Genomic DNA, 22,631 nt, shown 5'->3' on the forward strand with positions numbered 1-22,631 from the left:
GCTTCAACCCTGCACGACGCAGGTGGCCAGGTGTGCAGCAAGCGCATCCCAGGCAATGCTTTGTTGTTCGCCCTGGCCACGCAGGGGTTTGAAACCTACCACTTGTTGAGCCAGTTCGTCGTCACCAAGAATCAGTGCGTACAGTGCACCGCTCTTGTCGGCCTTCTTGAATTGGCTCTTGAAGCTGCCGGCGCCGGCGTTGATCTGCAGACGCAGGTTGGGCAACTGATCGCGCACTCGCTCGCTCAGGGCCAGGGCGGCCAGTTCGGCGGCCTCGCCAAAGGCGCAGAGGTACACATCGACCTGGCGGGCCAGTTCTTCCGGCACCTTGTCCAGCGCTTCAAGCATCAGCACCAGGCGCTCGATACCCATGGCAAAACCCACGCCCGGGGTCGGCTTGCCGCCCATCTGCTCCACCAGCCCGTCGTAGCGGCCACCGGCGCACACGGTGCCCTGGGCCCCGAGCTTGTCGGTGACCCATTCGAAGACGGTCTTGCTGTAGTAATCCAGGCCACGGACCAACTTGGGGTTGATCACGTAAGGGATGCCGACGGCGTCCAGACGTGCCTTCAGCCCTTCGAAATGCGCGCGGGATTCGTCGTCGAGGTAGTCGGCCATTTTCGGCGCGTCCACCAGGATCGCCTGGGTCTCCGGGTGCTTGGTATCAAGCACGCGCAGCGGGTTGGTCTTCAGGCGGCGCTGGCTGTCTTCGTCGAGCTTGTCGACATGGGCGGACAAAAATTCCACCAACGCCTCGCGGTAGCGGCCACGGGATTCGCTGGTGCCCAGGCTGTTGAGCTCAAGCTTGACCGCATCGCGCAGGCCCAGCTCGCCCCACAGGCGCCAGGTCATCACGATCAGCTCGGCATCGATGTCCGGACCTTCCAGGTTGAATACTTCAAGGCCGATCTGGTGAAACTGGCGATAACGACCTTTCTGCGGACGCTCGTGGCGGAACATCGGACCGATGTACCAGAGTTTCTGCACCTGGCCGCCGCCGGTGATGCCGTGCTCAAGCACTGCACGCACGCACGCTGCCGTGCCTTCGGGGCGCAGGGTCAGGGAATCGCCGTTGCGATCGTCGAAGGTGTACATTTCTTTTTCGACGATGTCGGTCACTTCACCGATGGAGCGCTTGAACAGCTCGGTGAACTCGACGATGGGCATGCGGATCTGCCGGTAACCGTAGTTATCCAGCAGGCGCGCGACGGTGCCCTCGAAATAGCGCCACAAGGGCGTCTGCTCGGGCAGGATGTCGTTCATGCCACGAATGGCTTGCAGAGACTTGCTCACGTGTATTCCTTAATCTTGCGACTTAACCGCGCGCGATGACCGCTGCGTCGGCTTCGACCTTTTCGGCCGCTTTCTGGCGGATCAGCTTTTCCAGCTCATCCACCAGATTGTCATTCGTCAGTTTCTGCGACGGCTTGCCGTCGATGTAAATCAGGTTCGGCGTGCCGCCCGTCAGGCCGATATGGGCCTCCTTGGCTTCGCCGGGCCCGTTGACCACGCAACCGATCACCGCGACATCCAGCGGCACCAGCAGGTCTTCAAGGCGCCCTTCCAGCTCGTTCATGGTCTTGACCACATCGAAGTTCTGCCGCGAGCAGCTCGGGCAGGCAATGAAGTTGATCCCACGGGAACGCAGGTGCAGGGACTTGAGGATGTCGTAGCCGACTTTCACTTCCTCGACCGGGTCCGCCGCCAACGAGATGCGGATGGTATCGCCAATCCCTTCGGCGAGCAGCATACCGAGGCCGACGGCAGATTTCACCGTACCCGAGCGCAACCCACCGGCTTCGGTGATGCCCAGGTGCAACGGCTGGACGATTTCCTTGGCCAGCAGGCGGTAGGCTTCGACGGCCATGAACACGTCGGAGGCCTTCACGCTGACCTTGAAGTCCGGGAAATTCAGGCGTTCGAGGTGCTCGACATGGCGCAGCGCCGATTCCACCAGCGCGGCCGGAGTCGGTTCGCCGTACTTTTTCTGCAGGTCTTTTTCCAGGGAACCGGCATTGACCCCGATACGGATCGGAATGCCGCGATCGCGGGCGGCATCCACCACCGCGCGCACGCGATCTTCGCGACCGATGTTGCCCGGGTTGATGCGCAGGCAGTCGACGCCCAGCTCGGCCACGCGCAAGGCAATGCGGTAGTCGAAGTGAATATCGGCCACCAACGGCACCTTGACCAGCTGCTTGATCTTGCCGAACGCCTCGGCGGCGTCCATGTCCGGCACGGATACGCGCACGATATCGACGCCGGCGGCTTCAAGACGATTGATTTGCGCGACCGTGGCGGCCACGTCATTGGTGTCGCTGTTGGTCATGCTCTGCACAGCGATTGGCGCATCGCCGCCCACGGGCACGTTACCGACCCAGATCTTCCGGGATTCGCGACGCTTGATAGGAGATTCGCCGTGCATGACTTATTGACCCAACTTCAGGCGAGCGGTCTCGCCACTGGTGAACGGAGCCACATCGACCGGCTGGCCGTTGTAGCTGACCTGCGCGCCACGGGCATAGCCCAGGCGTACGGCAAACGGCGGCCTGCCGTTGACGGACGTGCTGTCGCCCTTGCGCTTGAGGCCGCTGAACAGGACCTTGCCGTTGCCGTCGGTAATCTGCGTCCAGCAATCGGCAGTGAACTGGATCTGTACCTGGCCATCGCCGGGCGCAGGAGCCGGGGCCGCCGGGGTTGCTGGCGCTGCTGGCACGGCCGGAGCGGCCACGGTTGGCGCTGGCGTGACGGGGGCTGGAGCCGTGGGGGTGGTCGGCGCGCTGCCGGCATGGGCCGGAGCCGTCGGTGCGGCAGGCGTTGGGGCTGGCGCGGGAACGGATGGCACGACAGGCTCGGCACCCGCGGCGGCATCGGTCTCGCCGTTATCTTGGCCTTGAGGCAATGCCAGGGCGGTTTCACCCTCGGTCTGCCCTTCGACAACAGCCTGGTCTTCCGGCTCATCCAACGGATGAATCTGGGTGGTGCCGTCAGCGCCTTCGACTTCGACATGCTCAGGGTTCATCGCAACCGGCTCCTTGCTGCGCAAGGAAGCCTGATCCTGCCACCAGACGAAACCGCCACCGATCACCGCGATCAGCAGCAACAGGCTGACGATACGCAAAATGGTGTGGGAGACGCGCACTGGCTCCTCGATACGGCCCAGGCTGTGCACACTGCTGCCCTGGGCGTCGGAACCGGTGTATTGATCGAATTGCTGGACCAGCACGGTCTGGTCCATGCCAAGCAACTTGGCATAGGCGCGGATGTAGCCCCGGGCGAAGGTATGCCCTGGCAATTTGTCGAACGCGCCGGCTTCCAGGTTGCTCAGGGAAGTCACGGTGAGATTGAGCTTGAGGGCCACTTCGGCCAGCGACCAACCATTGCTTTCGCGGGCTTGACGCAGGGTCTCACCGGGATTTACGCGAGTCGCTGCTACAACTTCGGGATGCGCCGCTTTCATCATTGCTCCGACAGGTATTGCTGATATTCCGGCGTACCGGGATAGAGTCTTTTGAGTTGCAGGCCATAACTGGCGGCCTTGTCACGATCTTCAAACACATGCGCCAGCCGAACGCCGAGCAATAGACTACGTGCATTTTGCTCGCTGAGCAGGCTAAACCGCTCGTAATAGTCGCGAGCGGGCACATAATGCCTGTCTTCGTAAGACAACTCAGCCATTTCCAGCAACGCGCGCGGTTGCTGGCGGTTGAGCCGCAGCGCCTTTTCGAGCTGCTGGCGGGCCAGGTCACGCTGGCCGAGTTTCGCGGCGGTCATGCCGAGGTTCTCGAACACCCGCGAACGCTCAGGGTAAAGGGTATCGGCGGCCGCTTGCTCGAAGCGCTCGTAGGCTTCCTTGTAGCGTGCCTGCTCGTAGAGGAAGCTGCCGTAATTGTTGAGGATCCGGGCGTCTTGCGGGCGGGCGGACAACGCCTTGCGAAAGTGTTCGTCGGCCAGTTCCGGCTCCATCTCGGCCTGGAACACCAAGGCCAGCGCCGCATTGGCATCGGCGTCCGAGCTGTCCAGCTCAAGGGCCTTCTTGAGCGGCACCTTGGCCCGTTCGGTCATGCCCTGTTGCAAATAGCCGATGCCCAGCTGCACATAGGCCTCGCGCGCTTCGTCACGGCCCTTGCTGGTTTTCATCGGGTTATAGTCGCCCGACAGAACACAACCGGAACAAAGGCCGGCCAACAGCAACAGCAGCGCAAAGCGCAGGGACATAGAGTTCCTCTCTTAGTGACTGTTCGCAGCGTTCTGTACTGCATCGTCCGCGGCGTTCAATTCGCGCACGGCAATGTAGCGTTCGCTGCGACGGGTGCGATCCAGCACCTGTCCTACCAATTGGCCACACGCGGCATCGATGTCTTCGCCACGGGTGGTGCGCACGGTGACGTTGAAGCCAGCGTGGTGAAGCTGATCCTGGAACCGACGAATCGCATTGTTGCTCGGACGCTCGTAGCCGGAATGCGGGAACGGGTTGAACGGGATCAGGTTGATCTTGCACGGGATGTTCTTGAGCAGCTCGATCATCTCGACCGCGTGTTCAACCTTGTCATTTACGTCCTTGAGCAAGGTGTACTCGATGGTCAGCACGCGTTTTTCGCCCAGGGACGACATGTAGCGCTGGCACGACTCGAGCAGCATCTTAAGCGGATATTTCTTGTTGATCGGCACCAATTGGTTACGCAATGCGTCATTCGGTGCGTGCAGCGACAACGCCAGCGAGACGTCGATGTGCTTGGCCAGCTCATCGATCATTGGCACCACGCCTGAGGTGGACAGGGTCACGCGGCGCTTGGAGATGCCGTAGCCCAGGTCATCCATCATCAGGTGCATGGCGGCGACGACGTTGTCGAAGTTCAGCAGCGGCTCACCCATGCCCATCATCACCACGTTGGTGATGGCACGGTCGACGGTTGCCGGGACGCTGCCAAAGGATTTGTTGGCAATCCACACCTGGCCGATCACTTCGGCGGCGGTGAGGTTGCTATTGAAGCCTTGCTTGCCGGTGGAGCAGAAACTGCAATCCAGGGCACAGCCTGCCTGGGACGAAACGCACAAGGTGCCGCGCTTGCCCTGGGGAATGTAGACGGTCTCGACGCAGCTGCCGGACGCCACGCGCACCACCCACTTGCGGGTGCCGTCGCTGGAAATGTCCTGGCTGACCACTTCGGGGCCGCGAATCTCGGCAACGGCCTTGAGCTTTTCGCGCAGGGCCTTGCCGACATTCGTCATGGCGTCGAAATCGTCGACGCCAAAGTGGTGAATCCATTTCATCACCTGACCGGCACGGAAACGCTTCTCCCCGATCGAGTCGAAGAATTTCTCCATTTCCGGCTGGGTCAGGCCCAACAGGTTGGTTTTGCCGTTCGATGTAGTCATGGATTCACCTTCACTCAAAAGCCTGGGCTTAGCGAGTGGTTACTTCAGTAGCAGAGAAAAAGTAAGCGATTTCGCGAGCAGCGGCGGCTTCGGAGTCCGAACCGTGGACGGCGTTGGCGTCGATGGATTCAGCGAAGTCAGCACGGATGGTGCCGGCAGCAGCTTCTTTAGGGTTGGTAGCGCCCATCAGCTCACGGTTGCGAGCGATGGCGTTTTCGCCTTCCAGCACCTGAACGACAACCGGACCGGAAGTCATGAAGGCAACCAGTTCACCGAAGAAACCGCGCTCGCTGTGCTCAGCGTAGAAGCCTTCGGCTTCGGCTTTGGACAGTTGCTTCATTTTCGAAGCTACAACGCGCAGGCCAGCGTCTTCGAAGCGGGTAACGATCTTGCCGATCACGTTTTTAGCAACGGCGTCAGGCTTGATGATGGAGAAAGTACGTTGAACAGCCATGGTGTAACTCCAGAAACGGTAATTTACGAAAAATTAAACCCGCGAATTATACGCGGGTTCTTGGGTATTGCCTAACCTGCGAGGCGATCAGTCCAATTCTGCGGCCCAGAGCTCCTGAACCGCTTCCAACACCTTCTCGCCGACTCGGCCAGAGGTGGCATCGAAGTCAGGCAGCTCAAGGATCATCTGCTGCAGACGGACGAAACCTAAGGAGTACGGATCGAGACCCTCGTGGGCTTCGGCCAATTCTTCCGCGATGCGTTGTACATCATTCCAACCATAGCTCATGACAGTGTCACCATCAGTGCGGCGCTTCGGCCGCATGGTTAAGTGAGTATCTCGGGATTTCGACGGTCAGGTCTTCAGTGCCGACGATGGCCTGGCAACCCAGTCGCGATTGCGGCTCAAGCCCCCAGGCGCGGTCAAGAAAGTCTTCTTCCAGCTCGTCCGCCTCTTCCAGCGACTCGAAACCTTCACGAATGATGCAGTGGCAGGTCGTGCAAGCGCAAACGCCGCCACAGGCACTTTCCATCTCGATGTGGTGTTCGTGGGCCAGGTCAAGAATGGACGTTCCGGGCTCGGCTTCCACGACCATGCCGTCCGGGCAGAACTTCTCGTGGGGCAGAAAAATCACCTGCGGCATCAGTTATTCCTCGATTTCATTCAGGTTGCGCCCCGCCAGGGCGGCTTTCACCGTCGAGTCCAGGCGGCGGGCAGCAAAGGCATCGGTGACTTGCGACAGACGCTTGGTCTGCTGCTCGATGGCATAGCCATCGGTGCCCTTGATCAATTCGGAGAGTTCTTGCATCTGCATTTCGATGACCATGCGCTCCTCGGCGTCGAGCAAGCGCTCGCCGTCGGCTTCGAGGGCGGCCTGCACGGCTTCGATCAAGCGCTGGGCGTCGACCTGTTGCTCGCGCAGCACACGGGCGACCTTGTCGTCGCTGGCGTGCTGGAACGAATCCTTGAGCATCTTGGCGATTTCGCCGTCGGTCAGGCCGTAGGACGGCTTGACCTGGACGCTAGCCTCGACGCCCGAACCAAGCTCGCGGGCAGAGACATTGAGCAGGCCATCGGCGTCGACCTGGAAGGTCACGCGAATCTTCGCCGCGCCAGCGACCATCGCCGGGATGCCGCGCAATTCGAAACGCGCCAGGGAGCGGCAGTCGCTGATCAACTCACGCTCGCCTTGCAGCACATGAATCATCATGGCCGACTGGCCGTCTTTATAAGTGGTGAAATCCTGGGCGCGGGCGACGGGGATGGTGGTGTTGCGCGGGATCACCTTCTCCATCAGCCCGCCCATGGTTTCCAGGCCCAGGGACAACGGAATCACGTCGAGCAGCAGCAATTCGCCGCCATCGCGCTTGTTGCCAGCCAGGGTATCGGCCTGGATCGCGGCGCCGATGGCGACCACCTGGTCCGGGTCGATTTCAGTCAGCGGCTGGCGGCCAAAGGCTTCGGCAACGGCTTCGCGAACCCGAGGCACGCGGGTCGAACCACCGACCATGACCACGGCCTTGACATCTTCCAGCTCGACGCCGGAATCACGCACGGCACGGCGGCAGGCCTTGAGGCTGCGAGCGACCATGGGTTCGATCAGGGCATTGAAGGCTTCGCGGGTCAGCGTGGCTGTCCACTCGCCGTAAGCGACTTCAACGCTGGCGGCGTCGGTCAAGGCTTCCTTGGCGGCGCAGGCGGTTTGTAGCAGATGGCGCTGGGTACCCGGATCGAGATCAGCGGACAAGCCCGCCTGCTCGATGATCCAGCCGGCAATAGCGTGATCGAAATCGTCGCCGCCCAGGGCGCTGTCGCCACCGGTGGCGAGGACTTCGAAGACCCCGCCGGTCAGGCGCAGGATCGAAATATCAAACGTGCCGCCGCCCAGGTCGTAAATGGCGACGAGGCCCTCGGCATGCTGGTCCAGCCCGTACGCCACCGCAGCCGCCGTCGGCTCGTTGAGCAGACGCAGCACGTTGAGACCGGCGAGCTTGGCCGCGTCCTTGGTGGCTTGGCGCTGGGCGTCATCGAAATAGGCCGGGACGGTGATCACCGCGCCCACCAGTTCACCGCCCAACGCGGCTTCGGCGCGCTGACGCAGGACCTTGAGGATATCGGCGGAGACTTCTACCGGGCTTTTCGGGCCCTGCACGGTTTCGATGAACGGCATGTGGGATTCGCCGCCGACGAAACGGTACGGCAGTTGATCACCCAATTGCTTGACGTCGGACAGACCACGACCCATCAAGCGCTTGACCGACACGACGGTATTGAGTGGATCGGTGGCGGCGGCCAGCTTGGCCGACTCGCCAACTTCGACGCGATCGGCGTGGTAGCGCACGGCAGACGGCAGGATCACCCGCCCCTGCTCGTCGGCCAGCGGCTCGGAAAGACCGCTGCGCAAAGCAGCGACCAGGGAATTGGTGGTACCCAAGTCGATCCCGACAGCCAGGCGACGCTGGTGCGGTTGTGGACTTTGGCCGGGTTCGGCGATCTGCAGTAGGGCCATCGTAATCAGGACTTATCTGTAATCAGGCGTGCGACCGGAGCGGCACTGGGTTAATCGTCGAGGCGCTCTTCCAGCTGGCGCACTTCGTAGGTCAGCTTGTCGAGGAACTGCATGCGCCGCATCAGGCGTTCGGCCTGTTCGCGTTGCGCAGCGTCGTTCCAGCAGGCGGCGAAGCTCTCGTTGAGTTCTTGCTGGGCGTCTTTCAGGCGACGCTTGAAGACCGCGACACCCGCCAGGTCGGCGCTGTCCTGCAGGTCTTCGAGCTCCTCGCGCCATTGCATCTGCTGCAACAGGAACTCGGGATCGTGCACCGTGACTTCCAGGGGCAGCTCATGACCGCTAATGGCGAGCAGGTACCGCGCGCGCTTGGCCGGACTCTTGAGCGTCTGGTAGGCCTCGTTGAGGTTCGCCGACTGCTCGAGCGCCCGCCGCTGCTCAGCCTCGGAGGCATCGGCAAAGCGGTCGGGGTGGACACCACGGGCCAGTTCCAGATAACGCGCGGACAACTGATCGAGGTCCAGCTGGAAAGCAGGCTGCAACTGGAACAACGCAAAATGACAAGGAGTACCCACGAGCAGCCTCAGATATTGAAGCTTTCGCCGCAGCCACATTCACCGCGCACGTTGGGGTTGTTGAACTTGAAGCCTTCGTTCAACCCTTCCTTGACGAAATCCAGCTCGGTGCCGTCCAGGTACGTCAGGCTCTTGGGGTCGATGATCACTTTCTGACCATGACTCTCGAACACCTGATCGTCTTCACCGACTTCGTCGACGAATTCCAGTACATAGGCGAGGCCGGAACAACCCGTGGTGCGAACACCCAGGCGGATACCCTCGCCCTTGCCGCGCCCCGCAAGTGAGCGCTGGATATGGTTAGCTGCCGCTTCTGTCATCTGGATAGCCATGGAAACTCCTTACCGTAACGCGGATCAAATCAAGCCTTTCTTCTGCTTGTAGTCGCGAACGGCGGCCTTGATGGCGTCTTCAGCGAGTACCGAGCAGTGGATTTTCACTGGCGGCAAGGCCAGTTCTTCGGCCAACTGAGTGTTCTTGATGGTTTCGGCTTCGTCGAGGGTCTTGCCCTTCATCCACTCGGTGGCCAGGGAGCTGGACGCGATGGCGGAGCCGCAGCCGTAGGTCTTGAACTTGGCATCTTCGATGATGCCTTGCTCGTTGACCTTGATCTGCAGACGCATCACGTCGCCGCACGCCGGGGCGCCGACCATGCCGGTGCCGACGTCAGGATCCTGCGCGTCCATCTTGCCGACGTTGCGCGGGTTCTCGTAGTGGTCGATGACCTTTTCGCTATATGCCATTTGCTTTAATCCTCATCAGTGGAGCCGCTCTGGTGGCGACTTCTCAGTGCGCCGCCCATTCGATTTTCGAAATGTCGACGCCGTCTTTGTACATGTCCCACAGCGGCGAAAGAGCACGCAGCTTGGTAACGGCCTCGCAGACTTTCTGCGCGGCGTAATCGATTTCTTCTTCGGTGGTGAAGCGGCCGAAGGTGAAGCGGATCGAGCTGTGAGCCAGTTCGTCGTTGCGGCCCAGGGCACGCAGTACGTAGGAAGGCTCCAGCGACGCTGAGGTGCACGCCGAACCGGACGACACCGCCAGATCCTTGAGCGCCATGATCAGCGACTCGCCTTCAACGTAGTTGAAGCTCAGGTTCAGGTTGTGTGGAACGCGGGCGGTCATGCTGCCGTTGACGTAGAGCTCTTCGAGGTGCTCGACCTGCTTGAAGAAACGGTCGCTCAAGGCTTTGATGCGGACGTTCTCGGCGGCCATGTCTTCCTTGGCCACGCGGAAGGCTTCGCCCATGCCGACGATCTGGTGCGTCGCCAGGGTACCGGAACGCATGCCACGCTCGTGACCGCCGCCGTGCATGGTCGCTTCGAGGCGAACACGCGGCTTGCGGCTGACGTACAGGGCGCCGATGCCTTTAGGGCCATAAGTCTTGTGGGCCGAGAAGGACATCAGGTCGACTTTCAGCTTGGACAGGTCGATGTCGACCTTGCCAGTAGACTGCGCGCCGTCGACGTGGAACAGGACGCCCTTGGAACGGGTCAGTTCGCCGATGGCCGCGATGTCGTTGACGGTGCCGATTTCGTTGTTCACGTGCATGATCGAAACCAGGATGGTGTCGTCGCGCAGTACGGCTTCGACCATGGCCGGGGTGATGATGCCGTCTTCACCGGGCTCGATGTAGGTGACTTCGAAGCCTTCACGCTCCAGTTGGCGCATGGTGTCCAGGACAGCCTTGTGCTCGATCTTGGAGGTGATCAGGTGCTTGCCCTTGGTGTGGTAGAAATGCGCGACACCCTTGATTGCCAGGTTGTCGGACTCGGTGGCACCGGAGGTCCAGACGATCTCGCGGGGGTCGGCATTGACCAGGTCAGCGACTTGGCGACGGGCGTTTTCGACCGACTCTTCGGCTTTCCAGCCGAACACGTGGGAACGCGAGGCCGGGTTGCCGAAGTTTCCGTCGACCAGCAGGCATTCACTCATCTTTTGCGCGACACGCGGATCAACCGGGGTGGTCGCAGAGTAATCAAGGTAAATCGGCAATTTCATGGACTCTCTCCTAAATCAGGCTGGCTGGCGTTCCGCGTGCTCTGCGGCAGTCATTCGACGGCGGACGCTTCAATCTTGTCCAGGTGCGGCGCCTTGCCATTGCAACGGCGCTGGTCCTGACGCTGGGCTACTTCTTGCACCTCACGGCGAGTCACAAGGTCGGCCAAGCTGATACCACTCAGAAATTCGTGAATCTGCAGGCTCAAGTCGCACCACAGATGATGGGTCAGGCAAGTATCGCCGCCGTGGCAGTCGCCCAGCCCTTGGCATTTGGTCGCATCGACCGATTCGTTCACGGCATCGATCACCTGGGCGACCTGGATGCCTTGCATCTCGCGCGACAGCTGGTAGCCGCCACCGGGGCCACGAACGCTGGAGACCAGGTTGCTGCGGCGCAGCTTGGCGAACAGCTGTTCGAGGTAGGACAGGGAGATGCCCTGGCGTTCGGAGATATCGGCCAGGGACACCGGCCCGTGCTGCGCATGCAATGCCAGATCGAGCATTGCGGTCACGGCGTATCGGCCTTTTGTAGTCAGTCGCATGGACAATTACCACGAAGTTCGGAATGGGGGCGAGTATGCAATTCCCGAGTATTTAAGTCAAGTATAAGACCTAGTGCTTTACTCGGGTTTACCCGCAAAAGAGCGCGCGCATGATAGCAAAGGCAGGCGGCTAACGACCAGCTGTACCGCGTTATCGTTCTTCGCGAGCAGGCTCGCTCCCACAGGGGCTGGCGGTCCAGTGTGGGAGCGAGCCTGCTCGCGAAGAGGCCTGCCGGGTTTCAGCTAGCCTGGCTTTGGTCCTTGTCCTTCACACACGCAAAGTCTTCCTCGCGCAGTTCCGGCAGATCCTTGGCACAATAATCACTCCCCAGCTCCTTCAGGGCGCCGCACATCCCCTCCAGGCGCCCGTCCACCGCTTGCAGGTGATCGAGCAACTGGTTGATGGCGCGCGCCACCGGGTCGGGCATGTCTTCGCCGACACCGTAGGCATCGAAGCCGATCTTCTCGGCCATGGCCTTGCGCCGGGCGTCCTGCTCTTCGTCCGACTTGACGATGATCCGCCCCGGAATACCCACCACGGTCGCGCCGGGCGGCACGGCCTTGGTGACCACGGCGTTGGAGCCGACTTTCGCCCCCGCGCCCACGGTGAACGGGCCGAGCACCTTGGCGCCAGCACCGACGACAACGCCGTTTTCCAGGGTCGGGTGGCGCTTGCCTTTGTTCCAGCTGGTGCCGCCGAGGGTCACGCCCTGATAGAGCGTCACGTCGTCGCCGATCTCGGCGGTCTCGCCGATGACGATGCCCATGCCGTGATCGATGAAAAACCGCCGGCCGACCTTGGCGCCCGGATGGATCTCGATGCCGGTCAGCCAGCGGCCGAAGTTCGAGACCAGCCGCGCCAGCCATTTCCAACCCATGCTCCACAAGGCGCCGGACAGGCGATGAATCCAGATTGCGTGCATGCCGGGGTAGCAGGTCAGCACTTCAAAGGCATTGCGCGCCGCCGGGTCACGATGGAAGACGCTCTGGATATCTTCACGCAAACGTTCGAACATTTTATACCTTCCGCTTAATCAGCTCGCCACGGGCCGCTTTCTGGGTTTCCGTGAGGATGCCGCGCAATATATTCATTTCCGCCCGGCTCACCGAGCTTCGTCCGTACAACCGACGCAGGCGCGCCATCAAGTGCCGAGGCTTGTCCGGGTCAAGGAATTCGATGTCCACCAGGGTCTGCTCCAGGTGTTCATAAAATCGCTCCAGCTCGTCCATGGTCGCCAGTGTCTCACTGCGCGGCGACGTCGCCTCGAATTTTTCCACCTTGCTGGGCTGGCCTTCGGCTTGCAGCCAGGCCATGCGCACTTCATAGCTCAATACCTGCACCGCCGCCCCGAGGTTCAGCGAGCTGAAGCCGGGGTCGGAGGGGATATGCACGTGAAAATGACATCGCTGCAGCTCTTCATTGGTGAGGCCGGAATCTTCACGGCCAAACACCAAGGCGATTTCCGCGCCCTGCCCCGCTTCCTCGACCACCTTGGTGCCGCATTCGCGGGGATCGAGCAGCGGCCAGGGGATACGGCGGTCGCGGGCGCTGGTGCCGAGCACCAGGTTGCAACCCACCAAGGCGTCTTCCAGGGTGGCGACGACCTGGGCATTGGCGAGAATGTCACCGGCGCCGGATGCCCGCGCGTCGGCTTCGTGATGGGGAAACGAGCGCGGCTCGACCAGCACCAGCCGCGACAGGCCCATGTTCTTCATGGCCCGCGCAGCTCCGCCGATGTTACCCGGATGGCTGGTATTGACCAGGACGACACGAATGTTCTGCAACAAGGGAGGCGCTCTCGAACATATAAAAGGGAGCAAATCTTACCTAAGCACCTACCGTTAAGCTATGAAAGCGAACACCAACCTTCTCCTGTGAAAACTTTCTGATAGAATGCGCGGCTTTCTTTAACAACCTTAGGTGACACATCCATGCAGCCCATGCTGAATATCGCGCTGCGCGCCGCCCGCAGCGCCAGTGAACTGATCTTCCGCTCCATCGAGCGCCTGGATACCATCAAGGTCGACGAAAAAGATGCCAAGGACTATGTGTCCGAGGTTGATCGCGCCGCCGAACAGAAGATCGTCGACGCCCTGCGCAAGGCTTACCCGAACCACTCCATCCTCGGTGAAGAGACCGGCATGCACGCCGGTACCGGCATCGAAGGCGAAGAGTACCTGTGGATTATCGATCCGCTGGACGGCACCACCAACTTCCTGCGTGGCATTCCTCACTTCGCTGTCAGCATCGCCTGCAAGTACCGTGGCCGCCTGGAACACGCCGTCGTGCTGGACCCGGTTCGCCAGGAAGAATTCACCGCCAGCCGTGGCCGTGGCGCCCAACTGAACGGCCGTCGCCTGCGCGTCAGCGGCCGCACCAGCCTGGACGGCGCCCTGCTGGGCACCGGTTTCCCGTTCCGTGATGACCAGATGGACAACCTCGACAACTACCTGGGCATGTTCCGCGCCCTGGTCGGCCAGACCGCCGGCATCCGCCGCGCCGGTGCCGCGAGCTTGGACCTGGCTTATGTAGCTGCCGGTCGTTTCGATGCGTTCTGGGAATCGGGCCTGTCCGAGTGGGACATGGCGGCAGGCGCCCTGTTGATCCAGGAAGCGGGTGGCTTGGTGAGTGACTTCACCGGCGGCCACGATTTCCTTGAAAAAGGCCACATCGTTGCCGGCAACACCAAATGCTTCAAGGCTGTGCTGACGGCGATCCAGCCGCACCTGCCGGCCTCGCTGAAGCGCTAAGCCGCTCGGCTCGAGAGAAGCACCCTTCGGGGTGCTTTTTTTATGCCTGTCACTTTACCCGGATACAGGTAATCCGTGGCGAGGGAGCTTGCTCCCGCTCGGTTGCGCAGCGACCGCAAGATCTTGGGTCTGCTGCGCAGCCCAGCGGGAGCAAGCTCCCTCGCCACGATGGGTTACACCTTGAATATGAAGCAGACTGAGCCACCGCCTTCGCGAGCAGGCTCGCTCCCACAGGGAATACGGGGTGGGCGCGGGACAGAAAATACGGGCACAAAAAAAAGCACCCCGGAGGGTGCTTTTTCATAGCGGTTCGATTACTGGGCCGGTTCGTTCTGGCCCAGGATCAGTTGGCCTTCCTTGCTGACCGGGATCTGGTTGCCCGGGTCGCGGTCCATGCGGACTTTGCCTTCCTTGCCGTCGAGCATGTAGCGAACGTCGTAGCCTACAACCTTGTCGCTGATGTCATTGACGGTGTTGCAGCGAGTCTGGGTAGTGGTGTACGTGTCGCGTTCCTGCATGCCTTCCTGAATCTTGTTACCGGCATAACCGCCGCCAGCCGCACCCGCCACGGTGGCGATCTTCTTGCCGGTGCCGCCGCCGATCTGGTTGCCCAACAGGCCACCGGCCACGGCGCCGAGCACGGTGCCGGCGATCTGGTGTTGATCCTGAACCGGCTTCTGCCGGGTCACTGTCACGTCCTTGCACACTTCACGCGGGGTCTTGATCTGGGTCTTGACCGGTTCCACGGCCAGTACTTGCGCATACTCAGGGCCACTTTTTACCAAGCTGTAGGTGGCGACCGCACCACCGGCTGTTACACCGACAGCACCCAATACCGCACCAACCAGCATCGATTTGTTCACTTGAACCTCCAGGCCATTACAAGCGGAATAATCCGCGCTTCTCCCAGCCTTGGAGCACAAAAAAAGGCGCGAGTTCAACTCGCGCCTTTTGAGCGGTGACGGACGGAAAACCGAGCCTTACGGGCGGTCGTCCACCTCGGTCTCGGTGGCCGCCGGAGGAATCAGGTCCTCGGAACTCAGGTTCAGCCAGATCAGCACCACGTTGGCGATATAGATCGACGAGTAGGTACCCGCCATCACACCGATGAACAGCGCGATGGAGAAGCCGAACAGGTTGTCGCCGCCAAACACCAGCAGCGCGACAATCGCCAGCAAGGTCGAGATCGACGTCGCCATGGTCCGCAGCAGGGTCTGGGTGGTCGAGATGTTGATGTTCTCGATCAACGAGGCCTTGCGCAGCACTCGGAAGTTTTCGCGCACCCGGTCGAACACGACGATGGTGTCGTTGAGCGAGTAACCGATGATCGCCAGCACCGCCGCCAGCACCGTCAGGTCGAAGGTGATCTGGAAGAACGACAGGATGCCCACGGTCACGATCACGTCGTGGATCAGCGAGACAATCGCGCCGACCGCGAACTTCCACTGGAAGCGGAAAGCCAGGTAGAGCATCACGCCGCCCAGCGCCAACAGCATGCCGAGGCCGCCCTGGTCGCGCAGCTCCTCACCCACCTGCGGGCCGACGAACTCGACGCGCTTGACCTGGGCCGGGTTATCGCCACCGGCCTTCTGCAAGGCTTCGGCGACCTGGTGGCCCAGTTGCGGGTCTTCGCCTGGCATGCGCACGAGCAAATCGGTGGTGGCGCCAAAGCTCTGCACCACGGCATCGCTGTAGCCCGAGCTCGCCAGTTGCTCACGCACCTTGGTGACGTCGGCCGGACGCTCGTAGGTCAGCTCGATGAGCGTACCGCCGGTGAAGTCCAGGCCGTAGTTCAGGCCCTTGGTGGCCCAGCTGAACAACGCCAGTGCCGTGAGGAACAATGTGACGCCGAACGCAATGTTGCGAACGCCCATGAAGTTGATTGTACGTAACATGGCAGCCCCTTAAATCCACAACTTCTTGAAGTCACGACCGCCAAAGATCAGGTTGACCATTGCGCGGGTCACCATGATGGCTGTGAACATCGAGGTAAAGATCCCGAGGGACATGGTCACTGCGAAGCCCTTGACCGGGCCGGTGCCCATGGCAAAGAGAATCCCGCCGACCAGCAACGTGGTCAGGTTGGAGTCGAGAATCGCGGTGAATGCCCGGCCGAAGCCTTCGTTGATTGCCCGCTGGATCGACATGCCCGCGGCAATCTCTTCACGTATCCGCGAGAAGATCAGCACGTTGGCGTCCACCGCCATACCCATCGTCAAGACGATACCGGCGATACCCGGCAGGGTCAGCGTGGCGCCCAGCAACGACATCAGGGCCAGCAACAGCACCATGTTCACCGCCAGCGCAACCGTGGCGATCAGGCCGAAGAAGCGGTAGATGGCGATGATGAACAGCGACACGAACAGCATGCCCCACAGGGAGGCATCGACGCCCTTGGTGATGTTGTCGGCACCCAGGCTCGGGCCGATGGTGCGTTCTTCAGCGAAGTACATCGGCGCGGCCAAGCCACCGGCACGCAGCAGCAGGGCCAGCTCCGAGGATTCGCCCTGGCCGTTCAGGCCGGTGATGCGGAACTGGCTGCCCAGTGGCGACTGGATGGTCGCCAGGCTGATGATCTTCTTCTCTTCCTTGAAGGTCTGGACCGGTACGTCTTTCTCGACGCCGTTGACTACCTGTTTGGTGTAGGTGGTGGTCGGCTTCTGCTCGATGAAGATCACCGCCATGCTGCGACCGACATTGCTGCGCGTGGCGCGGCTCATCAGTTCGCCGCCGTGGCCGTCGAGACGGATGTTCACCTGTGGACGACCTTGCTCGTCGAAGCCCGCCTGGGCGTCGGTCACCTGGTCACCGGTGATGATCAGGCCGCGCTCGATCTGCGCCGCCGGACGACCGCCCTCACGGAACTCGAAGCTCTCGGAAGTCGCCTTGGAAGCACCCGGCTCAGCGGCCAGGCGGAATTCCAGGTTGGCGGTCTTGCCGAGGATACGCTTGGCTTCGGCAGTGTCCTGCACACCCGGCAACTCAACCACGATACGGTTGGCGCCCTGGCGCTGGACGATCGGCTCGGCCACACCCAGCTCGTTGACGCGGTTACGCACCGTGGTCAAGTTCTGCTTGATGGAGTATTCGCGGATTTCCGCCAGCTTGGCCGGGGTCATCGCCAGACGCAGCACCGCCTGACCATTGAGGTCGGCCGGCACAATGTCGAAATCATTGAAATTCTTGCGGATCAGGGCTCGGGCCTGTTCGCGGGCATCTTCATCGCTGAAGCCCAGCTGAATGGCACCTTCGAACTGCGGCAGGCTGCGATAACGCACGCGCTCTTTACGCAGCAGGCTCTTGACATCGCCTTCGTAGACTTTCAGTCGCGCGTCGAGGGCTTTTTCCATGTCCACTTCCAGCAGGAAGTGCACACCGCCGGACAAGTCCAGGCCCAGCTTCATTGGGTGGGCGCCAAGATTGCGCAGCCATTGCGGGGTGGTCTGGGCCAGGTTCAGGGCCACAACGTAATCGTCGCCCAACGCCTTGCGTACCACATCCTTGGCCGGCAACTGGTCTTCAGACTTGACCAGGCGCAACAGGCCGCCCTTGCCGTTTTCGGCGATGGACGCAGCCTTGACCTCGATATTGGACGCCTTGAGCGCAGCGCTCGCGCGGTCCAGATCGGCCTGGGTGACCTGCAACGCCGTGCTGGCGCCGCTGACCTGAATGGCCGGGTCATCCGGGTAGAGATTGGGAGCGGAATAAATCACACCGACCGCCAGCACCGCCAGGATCAGTAGGTATTTCCACAGAGGGTATTTGTTCAGCATCACGCCGCCCGCTTATGACGCGGGGCGCCTTGCGCGCCCCGTCGATTGAAGAGAAGTTGTTACTTAGATCGCTTTCAGCGTGCCTTTTGGCAGCGTGGCCGCGATGGCGCCCTTCTGAAACTTCATTTCAACAGTGTCGGACACTTCCAGAACCACGAAGTCATCCGCCACTTTGGTGATCTTGCCGGCGATGCCGCCGGTGGTGACCACTTCATCACCTTTCTGCAGGCTGCTGAGCAGGTTCTTCTGCTCTTTGGCGCGCTTGGCCTGTGGACGCCAGATCATCAGGTAGAAGATGACCAGGAAGCCGACCAGGAAAATCCACTCGAAACCGCCACCCATAGGGCTGGCAGCAGCAGGTGCAGCCGCGTCAGCCATGGCATTAGAGATAAAAAAGCTCATTTAGCACTCCAGTTGCAAATATTGAATCTAGGGATCGGAAAACTCAGTCCAAAGGCGGAACAGGCAACCCGCGCTTGGCATAGAAGGCCTCGACAAAGGCGGCCAATGTACCCTGTTGGATAGCCTCGCGCAAACCAGCCATAAGCACCTGATAATGGCGCAAATTGTGGATGGTATTGAGCATGCTGCCGAGCATTTCGCCGCACTTGTCCAAATGATGCAAATAAGCGCGGGAGAAGTTCTGGCAGGTATAGCAATCGCACGTCGGATCGAGCGGCGAATCATCATGGCGATGGAACGCGTTACGGATCTTCAGCACACCAGTGTCGATGAACAGATGCCCATTGCGGGCATTACGGGTTGGCATCACGCAATCGAACATGTCCACCCCGCGGCGCACACCCTCAACCAGATCTTCCGGTTTGCCAACGCCCATAAGGTAACGAGGTTTGTCAGCGGGCATCTGACCCGGCAGGTAATCGAGCACCTTGATCATCTCGTGCTTCGGTTCGCCCACCGACAGGCCGCCAATCGCCAGGCCGTCGAAGCCGATCTTGTCGAGGCCTTCGAGCGAGCGCATGCGCAAATCCTGGTGCATGCCGCCCTGCACGATGCCGAACAGCGCCGCGGTGTTTTCGCCATGGGCATTCTTCGAGCGCTGGGCCCAACGCAACGACAGCTCCATCGACACCCGCGCCACGTCTTCATCGGCCGGGTACGGCGTGCATTCGTCGAAAATCATCACGATGTCCGAGCCCAGGTCGCGCTGCACCTGCATCGACTCTTCCGGGCCCATGAACACCTTGGAGCCATCGACCGGCGAGGCGAAGGTCACGCCCTCCTCCTTGATCTTGCGCATGGCGCCGAGGCTGAACACCTGAAAGCCGCCGGAGTCGGTCAGAATCGGGCCTTTCCACTGCATGAAATCGTGCAGGTCGCCGTGGGCCTTGATCACTTCCATGCCCGGACGCAGCCACAGGTGGAAGGTGTTGCCGAGAATGATCTCCGCGCCCGTGGCAACGATGTCACGCGGCAGCATGCCCTTGACCGTGCCGTAGGTGCCCACCGGCATGAACGCGGGGGTTTCCACCGTACCGCGGGGGAAGGTCAGACGACCGCGACGAGCCTTGCCATCGGTAGCAAGCAACTCGAAGGACATGCGACAGGTGCGACTCATACGGTTTCCTCGGGCCCGCGTGGCGCGGGGTTACGGGTGATGAACATCGCATCACCGTAGCTGAAAAAGCGGTACCCATGCTCGACGGCGGCCTTGTAGGCGGCCATGGTCTCGGGATAACCGGCGAACGCCGAAACCAGCATCAACAGCGTGGATTCGGGCAAATGAAAGTTGGTGACCAAGGCATCGACCACATGAAACGGCCGGCCCGGGTAGATAAAGATGTCGGTGTCGCCACTGAACGGCTTGAGCACGCCATCGCGCGCGGCGCTTTCCAGGGAACGCACGCTGGTGGTCCCCACCGCCACCACCCGCCCACCGCGGGCGCGACACGCCGCCACGGCATCGACGACTTCCTGGCTGACTTCCAGCCATTCGTTGTGCATGTGGTGATCTTCGATGCGCTCCACGCGCACCGGCTGGAACGTGCCGGCGCCGACATGCAGCGTCACGAACGCCGTCTCCACGCCCTTGGCGGCAATCGCCTCCAGCAACGGCTGATCAAAATGCAGCCCCGCCGTCGGCGCCGCCACCGCCCCCAGGCGCTCGGCGTACACGGTCTGATAACGCTCGCGGTCCGAACCTTCGTCCGGGCGGTCTATATAAGGAGGCAACGGCATGTGCCCGACGCGGTCGAGGAGCGGCAACACCTCTTCGGCAAACTCCAGCTCGAACAACGCATCATGCCGCGCCACCATCCGCGCCTCACCGCCGCCGTCGATCAAGATCGACGAGCCCGGCTTGGGCGACTTGCTCGACCGTACATGGGCCAGCACCCGATGCCCGTCCAGCACGCGCTCCACCAGAATCTCCAGCTTGCCGCCGGAGGCCTTCTGGCCAAACAACCGCGCCGGAATGACTCGGGTATTGTTGAACACCATCAAATCGCCCGGGCGCAAATGCTCAAGCAAATCAGTGAATTGACGGTGAGCCATGGCACCGCTGACCCCGTCCAGGGTCAACAGTCGACTGGCGCGACGCTCGGCCAGAGGGTGGCGAGCGATCAGCGAATCCGGGAGTTCGAAGGTAAAGTCAGCAACACGCATGATGGGGTTCGTCTAGCAGGGCCGGAAAGTCTAGCGGAATTATCAAAAATTCACCATGAAACGTGATTGACCAACGGTAGGCACCTCTCTATACTTCGCCGCCATTGAGCCCTGATGGCGGAATTGGTAGACGCGGCGGATTCAAAATCCGTTTTCGAAAGGAGTGGGAGTTCGAGTCTCCCTCGGGGCACCATCTTAAAAAAAGACCTTGAAATTCAAGGTCTTTTTTTTCGTCTGCAGGAAAGTGGCTTTGCCGCGAGCAACGTAAATCCCACCCCAGGGCGCCCGCTGTTGTAGCGAGGGGATTTATCCCCGCTGGGCTGCAAAGCAGCCCCAAATACCCAACCCCTAATGTAAAAGGATCTGTGGCAAGGAAGAACTGGTGTAGGGAAAAACCCGTGTCGAGGGAGCTCGCTCCCGCTTGAGCGCAAAGCGCTCACAAAAAAGTCACTGCCCACGCCGATACTCCGAATTGCCACCGCCAAGGCATAAACCACCACCCCACCCTCCTCACCCAGTCACCAAGGATTTCACCTCATGGAACTGCTGCTGGAAACGGTCGCTCTTTACTCGCTCAAGCTGGCTTATGAGACGGAGGGTCACAGTCCGATTTTGCGGGATGATCCGTTGATGGGGGGTTGTGATCGGGAGGTTTTTGGGTTGTTGGCGCGTAGAGAGGATATTCAAGGTATTCAGACGAAAGTGCAGCGCTGCCTGGACTTGGCACTGGAGGCAATTGGGGGCAGCAATACGATTTTGGGGCGGGAACTGGGGCGGTTGGCGGCTGAATTTGGCGCTACCCAGACGATGGAGGAGCTTCAGGGTCCGCTTCTCAAACTTAGGGATTACCTGAAAGATATCCAGTGAACCTTTGGGGCGCTGGGGGAAAAGTCCGTTTCTTCTCCCACATAGTGCGCGCCTGGCGCAACCGTAAATATTGGAGAAAAACGCTTTGCTGAAATGGATCTCTGCACTGTTAGATAGAAGCAAAGAGTACGACACTCTGGGTGAGTTAGTGATGGAAAATCGACGCTGGCGCATGTTCGCCAAGGTCGGGTTCACGATACTGACATTGATGCCCATACTCACATACTGCTCATGGATAGCCCCTCGCTTTGAGGACTCGGGCGTCACCAATCCCGCAGTGCTTGAGGTGATCAATAGCGAGGAGTATCAGCAGGCAACCCAGGAAATTTTTGCTCTGCTCGACCTTTATAACCGGGGGGAGATTGGTCTAGATTCGCTACATGGTTTACAGGGCGTTCACCGAGTTGGCGGGGTGATGGTCACTTTTAACCTGAAACTGGTACCACGAGACGAGCCTAGGCAGGGAGGAGGCAGTAAATACAAGCTTGATGGCCAGTACAAAGTTACAGTTGCTATAGGCTATCTGGTTTTGTTTCTGACCATCGAATTGCTTCTGATCGGGATAGCAACCTGCGCAATTTTCCAAGGACCACCAAAAGCGCAACGCAGGCTTGAAGAACAGATATTACAAGATCACTTCTCCCTCGATACGCCTGTGCTACCCGCAACCGTAGAGCAAGCCGATCAGATCATCGAGCGAATGCTGCTGCGTTTTCATCGTTTCGCGAAAGATCTGGAACACCGCCCACGCGGCCGAAAGGGAGTTCAGCTCGACGATGAATACGACGTCCAGTTCCTGGTCAATGCATTGCTAAGATTGCAGTTCGATAATGTAAAACCTGAAGAGCCGTCCCCGAGCATGGCAGCAGGCGCCACCCGCGCAGACTTCCTCCTACCTGAACATGGGCTCTTTCTGGAGCTCAAGATGACGCGCGATGGTATGACTGCAAGATCGCTAGCCGACGAGCTTATTCTGGATATCGCACGCTACCGGGCCCATCCCGAATGCCATGCAATCATTTTCTTCGTTTATGACCCTCGCGGCCTTGTTAAAAACTCTGTGGCATTGCAAACGGAGTTATCGGAAATTGCAGGCGAGCTACCTGTCAGCCTAATCGTTTCGCCTAGCCATTAGGAGAGAGTAGCTCGTGGAGACTG

The 22,631-nt window shown here is 60.6% G+C and carries 25 protein-coding genes and 1 tRNA gene; 4 read left to right on the top strand and 22 right to left on the bottom strand.

Annotated features, from left to right (window positions below):
• Positions 1–3: 3 nt before the first annotated feature.
• The 16 genes from hisS to trmJ all read right to left on the bottom strand — a co-directional run bounded on the left by hisS (position 4) and on the right by trmJ (position 13,245).
• Positions 4–1,293, bottom strand: coding sequence for a histidine--tRNA ligase (gene hisS / locus J3P91_RS22325; RefSeq protein WP_305498998.1), 1,290 nt, complete (start codon positions 1,291–1,293; stop codon positions 4–6).
• A 22-nt stretch (positions 1,294–1,315) separates the two neighbouring features.
• Positions 1,316–2,425, bottom strand: coding sequence for a flavodoxin-dependent (E)-4-hydroxy-3-methylbut-2-enyl-diphosphate synthase (ispG, locus tag J3P91_RS22330; protein ID WP_305498996.1), 1,110 nt, complete (start codon positions 2,423–2,425; stop codon positions 1,316–1,318).
• Between the two features lie 3 nt (positions 2,426–2,428).
• A complete protein-coding gene (locus tag J3P91_RS22335; RefSeq protein ID WP_434605205.1) occupies positions 2,429–3,460 on the bottom strand; it encodes a RodZ domain-containing protein in 1,032 nt (343 codons plus the stop codon).
• Positions 3,460–4,218 carry a type IV pilus biogenesis/stability protein PilW gene (gene pilW, locus J3P91_RS22340; RefSeq protein WP_305498992.1) on the bottom strand — a complete coding sequence of 253 codons (759 nt, stop codon included), beginning with the start codon at positions 4,216–4,218 and terminating at the stop codon, positions 3,460–3,462. Before pilW ends, J3P91_RS22335 begins: the two co-directional genes overlap by 1 nt.
• Positions 4,219–4,230: 12 nt before the next feature.
• Positions 4,231–5,379 carry a 23S rRNA (adenine(2503)-C(2))-methyltransferase RlmN gene (gene rlmN, locus J3P91_RS22345; protein ID WP_092202362.1) on the bottom strand — a complete coding sequence of 383 codons (1,149 nt, stop codon included), beginning with the start codon at positions 5,377–5,379 and terminating at the stop codon, positions 4,231–4,233.
• 28 nt (positions 5,380–5,407) lie between these two features.
• On the bottom strand, positions 5,408–5,833 hold the full coding sequence (ndk, locus tag J3P91_RS22350) for a nucleoside-diphosphate kinase (protein ID WP_042727994.1): 426 nt from the start codon (positions 5,831–5,833) through the stop codon (positions 5,408–5,410).
• Between the two features lie 87 nt (positions 5,834–5,920).
• Complete coding sequence (gene iscX, locus J3P91_RS22355; protein WP_434601774.1) at positions 5,921–6,121, bottom strand: Fe-S cluster assembly protein IscX; 201 nt, start codon at positions 6,119–6,121, stop codon at positions 5,921–5,923.
• A gap of 13 nt (positions 6,122–6,134) precedes the next feature.
• Complete coding sequence (gene fdx / locus J3P91_RS22360; RefSeq protein ID WP_434571971.1) at positions 6,135–6,476, bottom strand: ISC system 2Fe-2S type ferredoxin; 342 nt, start codon at positions 6,474–6,476, stop codon at positions 6,135–6,137.
• 3 nt (positions 6,477–6,479) lie between these two features.
• A complete protein-coding gene (gene hscA / locus J3P91_RS22365; RefSeq protein ID WP_434601775.1) occupies positions 6,480–8,342 on the bottom strand; it encodes a Fe-S protein assembly chaperone HscA in 1,863 nt (620 codons plus the stop codon).
• Positions 8,343–8,392: 50 nt separating this feature from the next.
• Entirely contained in the window at positions 8,393–8,914 is a 522-nt protein-coding gene (hscB, locus tag J3P91_RS22370; RefSeq protein WP_305498984.1) for a co-chaperone HscB, read from the bottom strand.
• An 8-nt stretch (positions 8,915–8,922) separates the two neighbouring features.
• Positions 8,923–9,246, bottom strand: a complete 324-nt coding sequence (gene iscA / locus J3P91_RS22375) for an iron-sulfur cluster assembly protein IscA (protein WP_003185155.1) — start codon at positions 9,244–9,246, stop codon at positions 8,923–8,925.
• A 24-nt stretch (positions 9,247–9,270) separates the two neighbouring features.
• Positions 9,271–9,657 carry a Fe-S cluster assembly scaffold IscU gene (gene iscU / locus J3P91_RS22380; protein WP_003185157.1) on the bottom strand — a complete coding sequence of 129 codons (387 nt, stop codon included), beginning with the start codon at positions 9,655–9,657 and terminating at the stop codon, positions 9,271–9,273.
• A 43-nt stretch (positions 9,658–9,700) separates the two neighbouring features.
• Entirely contained in the window at positions 9,701–10,915 is a 1,215-nt protein-coding gene (locus J3P91_RS22385) for an IscS subfamily cysteine desulfurase (RefSeq protein ID WP_434571968.1), read from the bottom strand.
• A gap of 50 nt (positions 10,916–10,965) precedes the next feature.
• The gene (gene iscR / locus J3P91_RS22390) at positions 10,966–11,457 is read right to left on the bottom strand and encodes a Fe-S cluster assembly transcriptional regulator IscR (RefSeq protein ID WP_030139599.1); all 492 of its coding nucleotides are present in this window, start codon (positions 11,455–11,457) and stop codon (positions 10,966–10,968) included.
• A 239-nt stretch (positions 11,458–11,696) separates the two neighbouring features.
• Positions 11,697–12,473, bottom strand: a complete 777-nt coding sequence (gene cysE / locus J3P91_RS22395; RefSeq protein WP_434571967.1) for a serine O-acetyltransferase — start codon at positions 12,471–12,473, stop codon at positions 11,697–11,699.
• 1 nt (position 12,474) lies between these two features.
• Entirely contained in the window at positions 12,475–13,245 is a 771-nt protein-coding gene (gene trmJ, locus J3P91_RS22400) for a tRNA (cytosine(32)/uridine(32)-2'-O)-methyltransferase TrmJ (RefSeq protein WP_434601776.1), read from the bottom strand.
• Positions 13,246–13,389: 144 nt separating this feature from the next.
• Here trmJ and suhB point away from each other — a divergent pair, with 144 nt between their 5' ends.
• Positions 13,390–14,208 carry a type III secretion system regulator SuhB gene (gene suhB / locus J3P91_RS22405; RefSeq protein ID WP_003185165.1) on the top strand — a complete coding sequence of 273 codons (819 nt, stop codon included), beginning with the start codon at positions 13,390–13,392 and terminating at the stop codon, positions 14,206–14,208.
• Between the two features lie 314 nt (positions 14,209–14,522).
• On the opposite strand, the gene J3P91_RS22410 is transcribed toward suhB, so the two are convergent.
• The 6 genes from J3P91_RS22410 to queA form a co-directional block, all read right to left on the bottom strand.
• A complete protein-coding gene (locus J3P91_RS22410) occupies positions 14,523–15,071 on the bottom strand; it encodes a glycine zipper 2TM domain-containing protein (RefSeq protein ID WP_014336691.1) in 549 nt (182 codons plus the stop codon).
• Between the two features lie 117 nt (positions 15,072–15,188).
• Positions 15,189–16,103, bottom strand: coding sequence for a protein translocase subunit SecF (gene secF / locus J3P91_RS22415; RefSeq protein ID WP_434571964.1), 915 nt, complete (start codon positions 16,101–16,103; stop codon positions 15,189–15,191).
• Positions 16,104–16,112: 9 nt separating this feature from the next.
• Positions 16,113–17,981 carry a protein translocase subunit SecD gene (secD, locus tag J3P91_RS22420; protein WP_305498976.1) on the bottom strand — a complete coding sequence of 623 codons (1,869 nt, stop codon included), beginning with the start codon at positions 17,979–17,981 and terminating at the stop codon, positions 16,113–16,115.
• 63 nt (positions 17,982–18,044) lie between these two features.
• Positions 18,045–18,383 carry a preprotein translocase subunit YajC gene (gene yajC, locus J3P91_RS22425; RefSeq protein WP_016773317.1) on the bottom strand — a complete coding sequence of 113 codons (339 nt, stop codon included), beginning with the start codon at positions 18,381–18,383 and terminating at the stop codon, positions 18,045–18,047.
• A 43-nt stretch (positions 18,384–18,426) separates the two neighbouring features.
• Positions 18,427–19,542, bottom strand: coding sequence for a tRNA guanosine(34) transglycosylase Tgt (tgt, locus tag J3P91_RS22430; RefSeq protein ID WP_305501181.1), 1,116 nt, complete (start codon positions 19,540–19,542; stop codon positions 18,427–18,429).
• A 14-nt stretch (positions 19,543–19,556) separates the two neighbouring features.
• Complete coding sequence (gene queA / locus J3P91_RS22435) at positions 19,557–20,606, bottom strand: tRNA preQ1(34) S-adenosylmethionine ribosyltransferase-isomerase QueA (RefSeq protein WP_434601777.1); 1,050 nt, start codon at positions 20,604–20,606, stop codon at positions 19,557–19,559.
• Between the two features lie 108 nt (positions 20,607–20,714).
• Here queA and J3P91_RS22440 point away from each other — a divergent pair.
• From J3P91_RS22440 to J3P91_RS22450, 3 genes are all read left to right on the top strand, one after another.
• A tRNA-Leu gene (locus J3P91_RS22440) sits at positions 20,715–20,799 on the top strand.
• 344 nt (positions 20,800–21,143) lie between these two features.
• On the top strand, positions 21,144–21,473 hold the full coding sequence (locus tag J3P91_RS22445) for a hypothetical protein (protein WP_434601778.1): 330 nt from the start codon (positions 21,144–21,146) through the stop codon (positions 21,471–21,473).
• An 85-nt stretch (positions 21,474–21,558) separates the two neighbouring features.
• Positions 21,559–22,608, top strand: a complete 1,050-nt coding sequence (locus J3P91_RS22450; RefSeq protein ID WP_434601779.1) for a hypothetical protein — start codon at positions 21,559–21,561, stop codon at positions 22,606–22,608.
• The last annotated feature ends 23 nt before the right edge of the window (positions 22,609–22,631 follow it).

This window comes from Pseudomonas sp. Z4-7, assembly GCF_051131965.1.
Taxonomy (GTDB): Bacteria; Pseudomonadota; Gammaproteobacteria; order Pseudomonadales; family Pseudomonadaceae; genus Aquipseudomonas.

Excerpts from the sequence above, each read along its gene's own strand:
- ispG (WP_305498996.1), bottom strand. The coding sequence starts at position 2,425 with ATGCACGGCGAATCTCCTATCAAGCGTCGCGAATCCCGGAAGATCTGG.
- J3P91_RS22335 (WP_434605205.1), bottom strand. The coding sequence starts at position 3,460 with ATGAAAGCGGCGCATCCCGAAGTTGTAGCAGCGACTCGCGTAAATCCC.
- pilW (WP_305498992.1), bottom strand. The coding sequence starts at position 4,218 with ATGTCCCTGCGCTTTGCGCTGCTGTTGCTGTTGGCCGGCCTTTGTTCC.
- rlmN (WP_092202362.1), bottom strand. The coding sequence starts at position 5,379 with ATGACTACATCGAACGGCAAAACCAACCTGTTGGGCCTGACCCAGCCG.
- ndk (WP_042727994.1), bottom strand. The coding sequence starts at position 5,833 with ATGGCTGTTCAACGTACTTTCTCCATCATCAAGCCTGACGCCGTTGCT.
- iscX (WP_434601774.1), bottom strand. The coding sequence starts at position 6,121 with ATGAGCTATGGTTGGAATGATGTACAACGCATCGCGGAAGAATTGGCC.
- fdx (WP_434571971.1), bottom strand. The coding sequence starts at position 6,476 with ATGCCGCAGGTGATTTTTCTGCCCCACGAGAAGTTCTGCCCGGACGGC.
- hscA (WP_434601775.1), bottom strand. The coding sequence starts at position 8,342 with ATGGCCCTACTGCAGATCGCCGAACCCGGCCAAAGTCCACAACCGCAC.
- iscA (WP_003185155.1), bottom strand. The coding sequence starts at position 9,246 with ATGGCTATCCAGATGACAGAAGCGGCAGCTAACCATATCCAGCGCTCA.
- iscU (WP_003185157.1), bottom strand. The coding sequence starts at position 9,657 with ATGGCATATAGCGAAAAGGTCATCGACCACTACGAGAACCCGCGCAAC.
- J3P91_RS22385 (WP_434571968.1), bottom strand. The coding sequence starts at position 10,915 with ATGAAATTGCCGATTTACCTTGATTACTCTGCGACCACCCCGGTTGAT.
- iscR (WP_030139599.1), bottom strand. The coding sequence starts at position 11,457 with ATGCGACTGACTACAAAAGGCCGATACGCCGTGACCGCAATGCTCGAT.
- cysE (WP_434571967.1), bottom strand. The coding sequence starts at position 12,473 with ATGTTCGAACGTTTGCGTGAAGATATCCAGAGCGTCTTCCATCGTGAC.
- suhB (WP_003185165.1), top strand. The coding sequence starts at position 13,390 with ATGCAGCCCATGCTGAATATCGCGCTGCGCGCCGCCCGCAGCGCCAGT.
- secF (WP_434571964.1), bottom strand. The coding sequence starts at position 16,103 with ATGTTACGTACAATCAACTTCATGGGCGTTCGCAACATTGCGTTCGGC.
- secD (WP_305498976.1), bottom strand. The coding sequence starts at position 17,981 with ATGCTGAACAAATACCCTCTGTGGAAATACCTACTGATCCTGGCGGTG.
- yajC (WP_016773317.1), bottom strand. The coding sequence starts at position 18,383 with ATGAGCTTTTTTATCTCTAATGCCATGGCTGACGCGGCTGCACCTGCT.
- tgt (WP_305501181.1), bottom strand. The coding sequence starts at position 19,542 with ATGTCCTTCGAGTTGCTTGCTACCGATGGCAAGGCTCGTCGCGGTCGT.
- queA (WP_434601777.1), bottom strand. The coding sequence starts at position 20,606 with ATGCGTGTTGCTGACTTTACCTTCGAACTCCCGGATTCGCTGATCGCT.
- J3P91_RS22445 (WP_434601778.1), top strand. The coding sequence starts at position 21,144 with ATGGAACTGCTGCTGGAAACGGTCGCTCTTTACTCGCTCAAGCTGGCT.